The following is a 12,730-nucleotide window of genomic DNA, read 5'->3' on the forward strand; positions in this document are numbered from 1 at the left end:
AAATTTTTGATTTAAATAGATTTACACTTGTAACTCCAAAGTCTGAAAATGATGTACGATTACAAGCTACACTTGACAATCAGAACCCCACGGGCTTGCCCGTGGGAGCAGTCAGAATAAATAAAAATCAATAGGTAGGTGAGTAAATGAAAAAAATATTCAGGAAGCATCAAGAATTCATTAGATTTATGCTTGTAGGGATAATGAATACATTATTTGGAGCAAGTTTAATGTTTATTTTATATAATTTGTTCCATGTTAGTTATTGGTGGTCAAGTGCTGCTAATTATTTTTTTGGTAGCATCTTAAGTTTTTGCTTAAACAAACAATTCACCTTTCAAGTAGATTATCAGCATCGCCAGATTATGCGATTTACATTGAATATAGCGCTTTGTTATCTAGTTAGTTATGGAATATCCAAACCACTAGTAGAAGCTCTATTAAGACAATTATCAGCCAATTTACAAGATAATATCTCAATGCTTGTAGGTATGGTAGGATTTACGATTCTTAATTATTTTGGTCAGCGCTATTTTGTATTTCAAAAAGGTGAAAATTAGACAGATGATTCAGATAAGAGTAAAATAAAGGTGAAGATAAAAAGAGGGGGGTTATATGGAAGAAACACAAAAATATTCTTTTAAAAAGCTGGTAGTCATTGAAACATTAAATGCTATTACGCATGGTATTCCGGCAATTTTAAGTATCATTGCGTTAGTCTTTCTAGTTTTGAAAGGTGCAGAGATGCAGTCAAAAGCTGCGATTGTATCCTATATTATTTACGGAACAAGCTTAACATTACTATTTTTAAATTCAACTTTATATCATAGTTTCAGTTTAAGTAAGTATAAAGCCGCTTTTCAAAAGTTAGATCATAGTTCCATCTATTTATTAATTGCTGGTACTTATACGCCATATTTAATGGTTTCAATTGGAGGTGCTTTTGGTTATACATTTTTGGCAATTGTCTGGAGCCTAGCTATTGCAGGTATTTTATTTGAATTATTGACTATCGGCAAATGGCCTAAGCTAAGTACTTATTTATATTTAGGTTTAGGTTGGTTAAGTTTAATTATTATTTACCCATTAATGAAGTCAATTTCATGGGTAGGTGTCTTATTACTTGCATTAGGAGGGATAACTTATTCGATTGGAACAATTTTTTATCGTATGAAAGCCAATAAATGGATGCATGTGATATGGCATCTATTTGTTGCAGGTGGAGCGGTGTTTATGTTTTTAAGTATTTGGTATTTTGCCTAAATATATAAACAAATAAGCTTTTAGGACGTAATACTATAAAATAGTGTTACGTTCTTTTTTTTGCCATATTTATTATCAAAAAACTATTTTTATAATATAGAACAAAAAAACATTATAATAGCTATTCTACATTAATAAGTCTATAATAAAATAAATTAGTAAGCTCAATTAAATATAGAATAGGGGAATAGCATATGGAATTTACACAAACAACTAATAGCTTTATTCATCGTGATCAATATGGCAAAATCGACGCAGAAATTAATTTTGAATTAGTTAATGGAGATACGATTCATGTGACACATACCTTTGTATCAGAAACTTTACGTGGTCAAGGAGTAGCTAGACAGTTAGCTAATCAAGTTAACTATTATCGCCATAAAAAACATTATCAATTAACATCTAGTTGTTCATATATTACCAAGCTGATTGATAGTGGTGAAATGAAATAGTTTCGGTGCACCAAAACTATAATGATTCGGTTAAATTTACAAAAAAAATATAATCTTCACAAAAAATTCACAATTTAGGTATAATATATTCGTATACCCAAAAAACACCCAAAGGTTTACTTCTCCCAAATAATAATTTAATCTCCCAATTAATTATTATTAAGTAAACCCTCCTAACCTTTTTCCGTTGTTTGTCAAAAACAACGGTTTTTTTATTATATAAAACAGAAAAAAGCCAAACTCTGTAATTAGAGTTTGGCTTTTTAGATGATTCTTAGTTGGCGAAATCATCGAAAAAATCGGATTTTTCAAAAGAGTCTGATTCGGTGATTGCAACAATTAATTCGGATTCTTTTAAACGATAGTCTGCTGTAAATTGAATATTTAATTTTTCATTAGGTCCATTTCGATATCCAATTAAGTTTAAATCATATTTTTTACGTAAATCTAATTCTTGTAATGATTTACCAATCCAAGATTTTGGAGGATAGAATTCAATTAAAGAAATATTATTATCTAATTGAATAATATCTGAGATACGGCGGTGTAAAATATTACGAGCGACACGAATAGCAGTATCCTTTTCAGGTGAAATTACTTTATGAGCACCCATTTGAGTTAAAATCTCAGTTGAAATACGGCTTTTTGCTTTACAAATAATTTCTGGAACACCTAAATTTTTACAGTGCATAACTGCTAAAATACTAGATTCCAAACTAGAACCAGAGGCAACAATCACAACATCACAATCCCCAATTCCGCAAGCTGTGAGTAATTCATCATCAGTAATATCACCAACGATTCCTTTAGTGATATATGATTCTAAACGATTAACATTTTCTTCGGATTTATCAATTGCGATGACATCACAATCATATTTACTTAGGGTTTTAGCGATGGTTGAACCAAATACACCTAATCCTAAAATTCCAATAGTTTTACTAGTCATTATAATCCCTCATTTCTTAATAGTATTAACCAACTAATAAGTTGGCTTCAGCATATTTATATGTTTTCTTAGTTTTATTTTTTTTCTCAGTTAAACTTAAAAGGATGGTTAGTGGTCCAATACGTCCCATAAACATTAAAAACATTAGAATAACTTGTCCGCTATGACTAATAACTGGTGTTAAATTAGCGGTAACTCCAACTGTTCCTAAAGCGGAAACAACTTCAAACACTAATAATAAGAATGGGGCTTCTGGATCAGTAATACTTAATCCTAATAAACCTGTCATAAAAGTTAAGAAGAAAACAATAAAAATAACCATCGCCCGTCTTGTTAAATGCGGTGGGAAGGTGCGATTCATAAAATTAGTATAACGAGCATTTTGTACTTCGTTATATAAATATAAAATAACGACTAAGAATGTAGTTGTTTTAATCCCACCAGCAGTACCACCTGGGGAACCTCCGATAAACATTTGTACCATGAATAATAATAATGTTGCTGGTTTTGCGACGGAGTAATCAATCGTTGAAAATCCAGCAGTTCTCATAGTTACAGCTTGGAAAAAACTGGCCATTATTTTTTGCCAAATAGGAAAATTCCCAATAGTTGCGGGGTTATTATATTCTAAGATAAAAGTTGTGATTGTTCCAAAGCTAATTAAAATAGCTGTCATTAAGAGTACAATACGTGTATGTAAACTTAAACGTTTGTAAAAGCGTTTATGCCATTTTGATGTGAGTGATAATTTTAAAGAATCAACATTACGCTTTATATCAAACCAAACAGAAAAACCAATACCTCCTAAAATAATAAGCATTGCAACAGTTAAATTAATTAAAGGGTCATCAGCATATAATTGTAAACTAGAAGTCCCTAAATTATCAAAGCCAGCATTGCAAAAAGCAGATACTGCCATGAAAATAGAGGTAAACACTCCTTTTTTAAAGCCCATCATTGGAATAAATCTAAAGCAGAATAATAATGCACCAATACCTTCAATAATAAAAGTATAACGGAAAATAGTAGATAAAAAATGTTTGAAGTTACTAGCATCTTCACGATTCAAACTTTCTTGTAATGCTAATTTATCGACTAAAGAAATCTGCTTACCAGCTTTAAAAATAATAAAACCAATTAAACTCATTAACCCTAAACCACCAAGTTGCATTAAAATAATACAAATAATCTGACCAAAAGTATTATAAGTATTAATAACGGCTTGGGTGGATAATCCAGTTACACATACCAGTGATACAGCCGTAAATAAATGATCCGAAATACTAGCTTGAGAGGTTGGGAGTTGTGAAATGGGTAAACTAAGCAATAAAAAACCACTTAAAATTACTAATAAACCACTCAGTACTAGTCTTCTGGACACAGATTTACGAACTAAAAAACGAAACATAATATAAGCTCCCTTCCATAATTGTCCATGATAGTAGTATAAAGCTTTTTTGACTAAAAAACTATTATTTTACAAGTTTTACCTTGTATTTTGTACCTAATTCCCCTATGCTTATTGATGAATAAAAGGAAAGTGAGAGAAAATATGCAAATTAAAATCATTGGTGTTGGTAAATTAAAAGAAAAATATTTAAAAATGGGAATTGAGGAATATACCAAACGCCTTGGATCTTATTGTAAGATACAAATTGTAGAAGTTCCTGATGAAAAAGCTCCTGAAAATCTAAGCGATAAAGAGATGGCACAAGTAAAGGATAAAGAAGGCGAACGAATCTTAGCTAAAATTAGAGATAATGAGTATGTCATTGCGATGGCAATTGAAGGAAAGTTGGTCTCTTCGGAAGATTTGGCTAAGGAATTAGATCAATGTGGGATTAGCGGAAAAAGTTCAGTAACTTTTGTTATTGGTGGCTCATTGGGATTGAGTCCTAGTGTTGTGAAACGTGCCAATTCAAAAATGTCATTTGGGCGCATTACCTTACCGCATCAATTAATGAGATTAGTCTTAACGGAACAAATTTATCGTGCTTTTCGCATTAATGCAGGTCATAGCTATCATAAATAAGTAACATTTTGAACATCACAATCATTTTGTGGTGTTTTTTGATGAAATTTTTTCGAATCAATAGAAATCAATACAAACAAATATAGTTTTATGCTAAAATGAAATAGTTACGATTTACATGATTGTAATATACTAAAAAAGATTAGGTGATTAAGATGAATTATATAACAGTAGATAATTTATCATTTTCTTACGATAATGAACCGGTATTGCAAGATATTTCCTTTAATGTGAAGCCAGGACAATTTGTTATTTTAACAGGGGAGAATGGAGCGGCTAAATCAACTTTAGTACGAAATATTTTAGGTTTATTAACACCAGCATCGGGGACAGCAGTAATTTCTCCAAGGAATACAAATGGGGAAAAGTTATCAATTGGATACGCACCACAACAAATTTCATCATTTAATGTGGGATTTCCATCAACTGTCTATGAATTGGTATCATCAGGTCGTTATCAAAAAGGAAAATGGTTTAAACGATTAGACAAAGAGGATGCGACCCATATTGAGCGCGCTTTAAAAAGTGTGGGTATGTGGGAGCAACGGAATAAAAGGATTGGTGAATTATCTGGTGGACAAAAGCAACGTATTTGTTTAGCACGTATTTTCGCAACTGATCCAGATTTATTTGTATTAGATGAACCGACAGCGGGAATGGATAAAGAGTCTCGTGAACGTTTTTATCAATTATTGCATCACAATTGTAAAGAGCATGGGAAAGCTATTTTAATGGTTACTCATGAGGAAGAAGATATGGAGCAATATGTTGATAAACATATACATTTAAAACGTAAGGAGGATTCACCATGGAGATGTTTCAGTATGGTTTCATGCAAAGGGCATTAGTTGCTGGTTTAGCAATGGCGGTAGTAACTCCAATTTTAGGATTGTTTTTAATTATTCGAAGACAATCGCTTTTAGCAGATACTTTGGCCCATGTATCATTAGTGGGTGTCTCATTAGGCTTATTGTGGAATTTAAATCCGACCATTATGACCTTATTTGCGGTTATATTAGCAGCATTAGGAATTGAATTTATTGGGAAATATTATAAAGGTTTTTCAGAGATTGCGATTGCGATTTTAATGTCTGGAGGAATGGGGACGGCATTGATTTTACTTAGTTTCCAAAGTGGTAAAAGTTCGATGAGTGTAGAACAATTTTTATTTGGTTCGATAGTTGTTATTACAAAAGAACAAGTCTATATTTTAATTGGATTGGCTATCTTAGTAGTAATTGGTTATTTAATTTTTAGAAAGCCATTATATGTATTAACATTTGATAGTGATACGGCACATACAGCAGGCTTACCAGTTGGTTTTATGTCGACGATGTTTACGGTTTTAACTGGGGTAGTGATTTCGGTGATGATGCCAATTGCTGGAGCTTTATTAGTTTCTGCCATTATTGTATTACCAGCATCGATTGCGATTCGTTTGAGTCGTAGTTTTACTGGAGTGATTATAACGGGAATTGTGATTAGTGCTTTTGGGATTGTGTCAGGATTAATTAGTTCTTATCAATTTGATACACCGCCTGGAGCAACAATTACTATGATTTTTATTACATTATTAATTATTAGTCTTTTAGCAACAGCTATTAAAAATCAATTCAAAAAACTAAAATCAAATTAAAAAATAAACGTCGTAGCTTTCTCTTGTAGAGAGTTACGACGTTTTTATGGTTATAAAAGGAAATCTTTGTGAGTAAAAAAGCTACCTAAACTAGCAGTAATAATCTTATCTTTAGTACTAATCTTATCAAGAGAGACAAGTGAAGAAAAATCATCTGTCTGGTGTTCTTGAGTAGCAGCTTCACAAAATACAACGGCATCAACAGCAGTCGCATCAAATTCTTTAATTAAGCTACGCATACCATTAACGGTACCGCCTCCTTTTAAGAAGTCATCAATAATTAATACTTTTGAACCACTTTGTAAGGTGCGTTTTGATAATTCCATCTTTTCGATTCGAGAAGAAGAACCAGAAACATAATTGATGCTGACGGTTGACCCTTCTGTAATTTTTGAATCACGCCTAACAATAATAAATGGTTTATTTAATTGTTCGGCGACAGCTTGAGCTAAAGGAACACCTTTCGTTGCAACGGTCATAATCACATCGATTGGAGTATCTTCATAAGCTGATGCAATGATGCGACCGATATGGCGTAAAGTCTTTGGATCTGATAATAAATCAGATAAATAAATATAACCACCAGGTAATAAGCGAGCTGGGTCTTCTAATTGTTTGATAAAGCCAGCTGTAATATCTAGAGCCTCTTCTTTTTTTATTTTAGGAATATACATCACACCACCGGCTGCTCCAGAGGTTGTTTGGATAATACCAATTCCTTGCTGTTCGAATGTTTTTTTAATAATCGCTAAATCTTCACTAATGGATGATTTTGCAGAATGATACAATTCCGTAAATGTTGTTAAAGAGATTAACGTATGTGGATTCGTGAGTAATCTTTGTGTCATATCGATTAAACGTTCGCTTCGTTTAAGTTTCATAATCTTGCTCCTTACAGTTATTTTCTATAATTATACCTAAAACTAACGAAAAATCGCAATAGATTTTGGTATAATATTCGTTATTTAGTTATTAGGATAAAACAAATTTTTCAATTGCTACAGCAACACCATCTTCATCATTAGTAGCTGTAATAAAGTTTGCAACTTTTTTAACAGACTCAACCGCATTCCCCATAGCAACACCCATACCAGCATAAGTTATCATATCCATATCATTTTCATTATCACCTAAGCACATAATTTCATCAGAGGTTAAGCCCAAGATTTCAGCTAATTTAGCTACAGCTTTTCCTTTGCTTGCGTCTTTATTTAAGACTTCTAAATAATAAGGTGCGCTACGTAATAATGTGTATTTTTCAGTGAAACTAGTTGGTAATTGGGCGATAAACGGTTCTAATAATTCAGCTTTTTCGACAAACATCATTTTAGTAAATTCGCTTGTAGGATCAATTTCTTCTTGAGGTTTATGACTAATAGGCATATTGACTAATTGGTGTTCGTGGTAAGAATATTCACCGATATCTTCTGTTGTGACATGGATCACTTCTTGGTCAATTGCGTGGAAGTGAATAGGGTGATGTTTCGCTTGTTTAGCAACTTCTTCTAAATCGCTATAATCTAAAGTAAAGTGGCAATATGTATGGCCATCTCCAGTTCTTTGTACCAATGAGCCATTATAGGTTACAACAAAATCACGGTCATTAATTAAATCTAATTCTTGTAATTGATCTTGTACACCAGGAAGAGGACGACCTGTACATAAAACGACATAGACTCCTTGTTGGCGTGCTTTTTGAATTGCTTCATTAACGCGTGGTGTAATCATTCTTTCACTGTTTAATAATGTGCCATCGATGTCGATAGCGATTAATTTAATAGACATAAAATCCTCCGAGTATAGTTTAGTTTTCTAATTGTTTTTTTAATTCTTTGAAGCGTTCTAATTCTTGTTGGAATAGATTCACTTCTTTTGATAATTCTATCATTTCTTTAGGGAAATACAAGCGTTCATCACCGCCAGCACGACCAGTAATCGATGCTACTAAATGACTGACTGTTGATAATTCAATTAAATGTCCATTATGGTCCATTAATTCGATTTGTGTGCGTGGATGAACAGAATCAGGACGATAAAAATCATATGGTAAGTCATAACTATTATTAATTGCTGTATAGTAAGTGGGTTCATAACCAACACGTTCAATAATTTCAGTCATTTCAGTTATAATTTTCCCGTCATTAACATGGTCAAAAGCCACTGATTTAAATGGTTTACGGTTTAAAAAACGATTTGCTAAATCACTTAAAATAGGATCTTCCTCATCTAACCAAAGATTAAAATAAGTCGTTAAGACACCATCATCTAAACGTAAATAATCTTCTAAATCCCAATTATTTTCAAAGAATGGAATTAAAAAAGTTGCATTATTTTTTAAAGGATGTGGTGGAGTATTATAGCAATCAGAGGCTCGTTTTAATAAATGATTCAAAATCACTTCCATGCCACGAGAGACTGGGTGGAAATAGACTTGCATATACATTTGATAACGACTCATAATATAATCTTCAACAGCATGCATGCCTGAATAAGTAAAACAAATCCCATCTTTATAAGGGCGGATGACACGTAAAATACGTGAAATATCAAAACGTCCATAATTAACTCCCGTATGATAGGCATCTCGTAATAAATAATCCATTCGATCGGCATCAATTTGACTAGAAATTAATTGTACAACTTGTGGATTAGGATAGTTTTTTTGAATAACACTAGCAACTTTTTCTGGGAAATCTGGGGCAACTGTTTGAAGAATTTGATTAATTTCTGTTTTATCAGATAAAATAATTTGGATGGTTAATTCTTCATGATTAGTATTAAAAATCTTTTCAAAAGTATGAGAATATGGGCCATGGCCAATATCATGTAATAAAGCCGCACATAAGACGACTAAGCGTTCTGAATCATCCCATAAGCCATCACCATCGGCTATACTTGGATAATTACGACTGAATTTATCACAAATTCTACGACTAACCTCATAAACTCCAAGTGAATGTGAAAAACGAGAATGTTCAGCACCATGGAAAGTAAATAATGAAGCGCCAGTTTGTTTAATACGACGCAAACGCTGAAACTCACGACTATTTATTAAATCTAAAATAACTTTATGTTGTACATGGATATAATCATGCACAGGATCACGGAATACTTTTTCACGTGAAAGTAATTCAATCTTCATTAAAATCCTCCATTCCTAAATTTGTAATTAATTGATTACGTTGCTGCATTTTTTCTTGTAATTGATGGTAATCATCAGTTTGATAGAAGTCTTTATAAGTACTAATTATGTTACAGTCATTATCGAGTAAAGCCATTAGTATCCGCTTATAGACATCATCAATTGATAATTCTATCTCTAATAAATCTGCTAGATTAGCCATGGAACTTGGGGTAATATCAGGGAAATGCCATTTTGACTCTTGGTGGTTTAAGCCAGTTTGATAAAAAGATTTTACTAATTCACCACGCTGCTCTTGTTGACCAAATACACTCAAATAAATTAATACACAAATGCCATCTTTAAATCGTCTTTGGGCAATGCCGGCAAATTTTTTACCTTGAATGGACAAATCAAAATCTCCTGGACAATAAGAGTCGCTAACTTCAAATGAAGAAATACATTTCTCACCACTAGCTTCGGGAAAAGCTAAACAAATTAATTCCTTCATCACTTGGTAAGCTTCATGGATACTAATTTTTGTATCGCATTGTTTAAAAGTTAGTGAAATATTTAAAACACCAGGATCACTAATAACAGCTAAACCGCCAGCGCTTCTAATGACTGGTTGATAGTGGGCATTCTTAACATTTATTAAAGCATCATTTAAAAAAGGTAATTTCGTATCACTCATTCCTAAAATTAAACAAGGAGGAAGTGTCCAAAAATGAATAATTGGCAAACTATTCGGTAAATTGACTTTGCGTAAACAAACCTCATCAACAATAAAAGGATGCAAATAATTATTGAAATACTTATCCGAATGTTCGCTAATAACAAAGATATCTTGATTTTTTAAGATTGATAGCATAGTCATAATTTTATTCCTTTCAATTATACTTAGTCATATTATACCAAAGAAATGCTTATATTACTTAGTTTTATTTCTTTAAAAATAAAAAAGATATTATATTATTCAAAAAAATCATATCCGAATAATTCAAAATAAAAATGCCAATATATTTTTTGTGTAAATGCAAACATTTTTCTTCACACAACTCTATTAACTTTGCTAAAATAAAGATAAGTAGTAGTTGTTGGAGGTGGAAATATGAAAAAAGTATTAATTGTAGATGATGAACCAAGTATATTATTACTATTATCTTATAATTTAGAAAAAGAAGGTTATGTGGTACAGCAAGCTGAAGATGGTTTAATAGCTTATCAAATGGCTTTGGAAAATCAATATGATTTTATAATTTTAGATATTATGCTACCAAGTATGAACGGAATAGATATTTGTCAAAAATTACGGCTAAATCATATTGAAACACCAATATTAATGTTGACTGCTAGAGATGATGAATTCGATAAGATTATTGGCTTAGAAATTGGGGCGGATGATTATATGACCAAACCATTTAGTCCAAGAGAAGTATTAGCTCGCATGAAAGCTATTTTTCGTCGGATGGATGCAACTAATAAACCTAAGATTTCACTACAAGAAAATGAAGAAATATTAAAAGTAGGAGAATTAACAATTTATGTTGATCGTCATGAAGTATACCTTGCTAATGAACCAGTCGAGTTAACGCCAAAGCAATATGAGTTGTTATTATATATGGCTAAGCGATTAGGGAAAGCTCATAGTCGTGAACAATTATTGCATGCAGTTTGGGATTTTGATTTTTCTGGGGAGACACGTATTGTTGATGTACATATCGGTCATTTGCGTGAAAAAATAGAGAAAGATACAAAACGTCCAAAGTATTTGAAAACAGTACGAGGATTTGGTTATAAGATGGAGGATCCTTCCTAATGAATTTATTACCTAAGCGTATTGGTGCAGTAGCGATTATTATTATTATGACTTTAGTAACAGCTATTAATCTTTTACAGTTTTATCCGATTATTATTGAATCAGTCCCTTTGCGTAAATTATTAGTCATCCTCTTAATGGTATTAGTATTAGTTTTTGTGATTGCTTATTATTTATTAGAGCAAGGAAATCAGCCGATTGAAGAGATTTTAGAAGTTATTGATCAATTATCAAAAGGTAAATATCATGCTCGATATTATGGTGAAAAGTTTTCAAAGCAAGATGAATTAGGTGGTATGATTAATCAATTAGCGGTCAAATTAGAACAAAAGACTGAATTGATTCAATTAAAAGATAGCAAAGAGCGTGAAGTAATTGATCATTTAGTCGTTGGAGTAATTGCTTTAAATAAAAAAGGTCAAGTGGTATTAACGAATCCAATTGGGCGATTGTTAATCGATGAGAAGACAAATCCTTTAAATCAATCGTATGAAGCAATTATTAAAAGCTATGGGTTACGTCAGATGGTGGATCACGTGTATGAAGCCGAACAAGCTAGTCATCAAGAAATAGAAGTCTATTATCCGGAAGAACGAATACTTGATGTCCATGTTGTTCCCATTCTCACAAAACGCCAGCAATTAGAACAAGTAATGGTCTTGATGTATGATATTACAACAATTAGGCGATTAGAACAAGTGAAAACAGAATTTGTTGCCAATGCATCGCATGAGTTACGAACACCAGTTACAGCAGTTAAAGGGTTTTCGGAGACATTATTAGATGGTGCTAAGGATGATCCGGAATTATGTGATAAATTTTTAAGAATTATTCATAAAGAAAGTTTACGACTCGATCGACTAGTGAATGATATTTTACAATTATCACGCTTAGAACATCAAGCGAATACGACAGAAAAGGAAAATGTATGTTTATCAAGATTAATAGTTGAAGAAGTAGAATTAGTTCAACAACAAGCAAATCAAAAGAATATAACGGTTGAGGTGGATTATCAAGAAGAACTCTATTGTTATACCGATCGTCAACGTTTATCGCAAGTTATATTAAATATATTAGCAAATGCCATTAATTATACCGATAATGGTGGTAAGGTTAGTATTTCTTTTGTTCAATCAGAAGAAGTTGTTGAAATATCAATTAAAGATAATGGCGTTGGGATTCCTGAAGAAGATTTAGAACGAATTTTTGAACGTTTTTACCGAGTGGATAAGATGCGTAGTCGCAACACTGGTGGTACGGGGTTAGGTTTATCAATTGTTAAAAATTTATTACATACCATAGGTGGAAGCATTAGTGTGACAAGCAAGGTAGATAAGGGTTCAGAATTTGTGATCTATTTGCCTAAAACAAAATAAAAGATAAAGAAGTTATGTAGGTAACATTCAGCGTAATCCTTGATAGGGGTTAGGCTGTTTTTTTACGAAATATTTACATGGA

Annotated in this window: 14 protein-coding genes; 8 read left to right on the plus strand and 6 right to left on the minus strand. The window is 32.1% G+C overall.

Features of this window, described 5'->3' with window-relative positions; translation table 11 throughout:
- Positions 1 to 146 precede the first annotated feature (146 nt).
- From BMX09_RS06095 to BMX09_RS06105, 3 genes are all read left to right on the plus strand, one after another.
- Entirely contained in the window at positions 147 to 560 is a 414-nt protein-coding gene (locus tag BMX09_RS06095; RefSeq protein ID WP_089746816.1) for a GtrA family protein, read from the plus strand.
- 55 nt (positions 561 to 615) lie between these two features.
- The gene (gene trhA / locus BMX09_RS06100; protein WP_089746817.1) at positions 616 to 1,263 is read left to right on the plus strand and encodes a PAQR family membrane homeostasis protein TrhA; all 648 of its coding nucleotides are present in this window, start codon (positions 616 to 618) and stop codon (positions 1,261 to 1,263) included.
- A 194-nt stretch (positions 1,264 to 1,457) separates the two neighbouring features.
- Positions 1,458 to 1,715, plus strand: coding sequence for a GNAT family N-acetyltransferase (locus BMX09_RS06105; protein ID WP_089746818.1), 258 nt, complete (start codon positions 1,458 to 1,460; stop codon positions 1,713 to 1,715).
- A gap of 274 nt (positions 1,716 to 1,989) precedes the next feature.
- Here BMX09_RS06105 and BMX09_RS06110 read toward each other — a convergent pair whose 3' ends face one another.
- Together BMX09_RS06110 and BMX09_RS06115 are read right to left on the minus strand one after the other, a co-directional pair.
- Positions 1,990 to 2,664: a potassium channel family protein gene (locus BMX09_RS06110; RefSeq protein WP_089746819.1), complete on the minus strand. Its 675-nt coding sequence runs from the start codon at positions 2,662 to 2,664 to the stop codon at positions 1,990 to 1,992.
- Between the two features lie 25 nt (positions 2,665 to 2,689).
- Complete coding sequence (locus BMX09_RS06115; protein WP_089746820.1) at positions 2,690 to 4,072, minus strand: TrkH family potassium uptake protein; 1,383 nt, start codon at positions 4,070 to 4,072, stop codon at positions 2,690 to 2,692.
- A gap of 144 nt (positions 4,073 to 4,216) precedes the next feature.
- Between BMX09_RS06115 and rlmH the strand changes: the two genes are divergently transcribed.
- The 3 genes from rlmH to BMX09_RS06130 all read left to right on the plus strand — a co-directional run bounded on the left by rlmH (position 4,217) and on the right by BMX09_RS06130 (position 6,332).
- The gene (gene rlmH, locus BMX09_RS06120; RefSeq protein WP_089746821.1) at positions 4,217 to 4,696 is read left to right on the plus strand and encodes a 23S rRNA (pseudouridine(1915)-N(3))-methyltransferase RlmH; all 480 of its coding nucleotides are present in this window, start codon (positions 4,217 to 4,219) and stop codon (positions 4,694 to 4,696) included.
- Positions 4,697 to 4,851: 155 nt separating this feature from the next.
- A complete protein-coding gene (locus BMX09_RS06125) occupies positions 4,852 to 5,544 on the plus strand; it encodes a metal ABC transporter ATP-binding protein (protein ID WP_089746822.1) in 693 nt (230 codons plus the stop codon).
- The gene (locus tag BMX09_RS06130) at positions 5,505 to 6,332 is read left to right on the plus strand and encodes a metal ABC transporter permease (RefSeq protein WP_089746823.1); all 828 of its coding nucleotides are present in this window, start codon (positions 5,505 to 5,507) and stop codon (positions 6,330 to 6,332) included. The genes BMX09_RS06125 and BMX09_RS06130 overlap by 40 nt, the downstream gene beginning before the upstream one ends.
- Before the next feature lie 50 nt (positions 6,333 to 6,382).
- On the opposite strand, the gene purR is transcribed toward BMX09_RS06130, so the two are convergent.
- The 4 genes from purR to BMX09_RS06150 form a co-directional block, all read right to left on the minus strand.
- Entirely contained in the window at positions 6,383 to 7,213 is an 831-nt protein-coding gene (purR, locus tag BMX09_RS06135; protein WP_089746824.1) for a pur operon repressor, read from the minus strand.
- 91 nt (positions 7,214 to 7,304) lie between these two features.
- Positions 7,305 to 8,117 carry a sugar-phosphatase gene (yidA, locus tag BMX09_RS06140; RefSeq protein ID WP_089746825.1) on the minus strand — a complete coding sequence of 271 codons (813 nt, stop codon included), beginning with the start codon at positions 8,115 to 8,117 and terminating at the stop codon, positions 7,305 to 7,307.
- Between the two features lie 19 nt (positions 8,118 to 8,136).
- The gene (locus BMX09_RS06145; protein ID WP_089746826.1) at positions 8,137 to 9,474 is read right to left on the minus strand and encodes an HD domain-containing protein; all 1,338 of its coding nucleotides are present in this window, start codon (positions 9,472 to 9,474) and stop codon (positions 8,137 to 8,139) included.
- Complete coding sequence (locus tag BMX09_RS06150; RefSeq protein ID WP_089746827.1) at positions 9,464 to 10,330, minus strand: lipoate--protein ligase family protein; 867 nt, start codon at positions 10,328 to 10,330, stop codon at positions 9,464 to 9,466. Before BMX09_RS06150 ends, BMX09_RS06145 begins: the two co-directional genes overlap by 11 nt.
- A gap of 234 nt (positions 10,331 to 10,564) precedes the next feature.
- Here BMX09_RS06150 and BMX09_RS06155 point away from each other — a divergent pair, with 234 nt between their 5' ends.
- Entirely contained in the window at positions 10,565 to 11,272 is a 708-nt protein-coding gene (locus tag BMX09_RS06155) for a response regulator transcription factor (protein ID WP_089746828.1), read from the plus strand.
- The gene (pnpS, locus tag BMX09_RS06160) at positions 11,272 to 12,648 is read left to right on the plus strand and encodes a two-component system histidine kinase PnpS (RefSeq protein ID WP_089746829.1); all 1,377 of its coding nucleotides are present in this window, start codon (positions 11,272 to 11,274) and stop codon (positions 12,646 to 12,648) included. Before BMX09_RS06155 ends, pnpS begins: the two co-directional genes overlap by 1 nt.
- The last annotated feature ends 82 nt before the right edge of the window (positions 12,649 to 12,730 follow it).

Origin of the sequence: Granulicatella balaenopterae (assembly GCF_900111135.1) — a bacterium.
Classification (GTDB): domain Bacteria; phylum Bacillota; class Bacilli; order Lactobacillales; family Aerococcaceae; genus Granulicatella; species Granulicatella balaenopterae.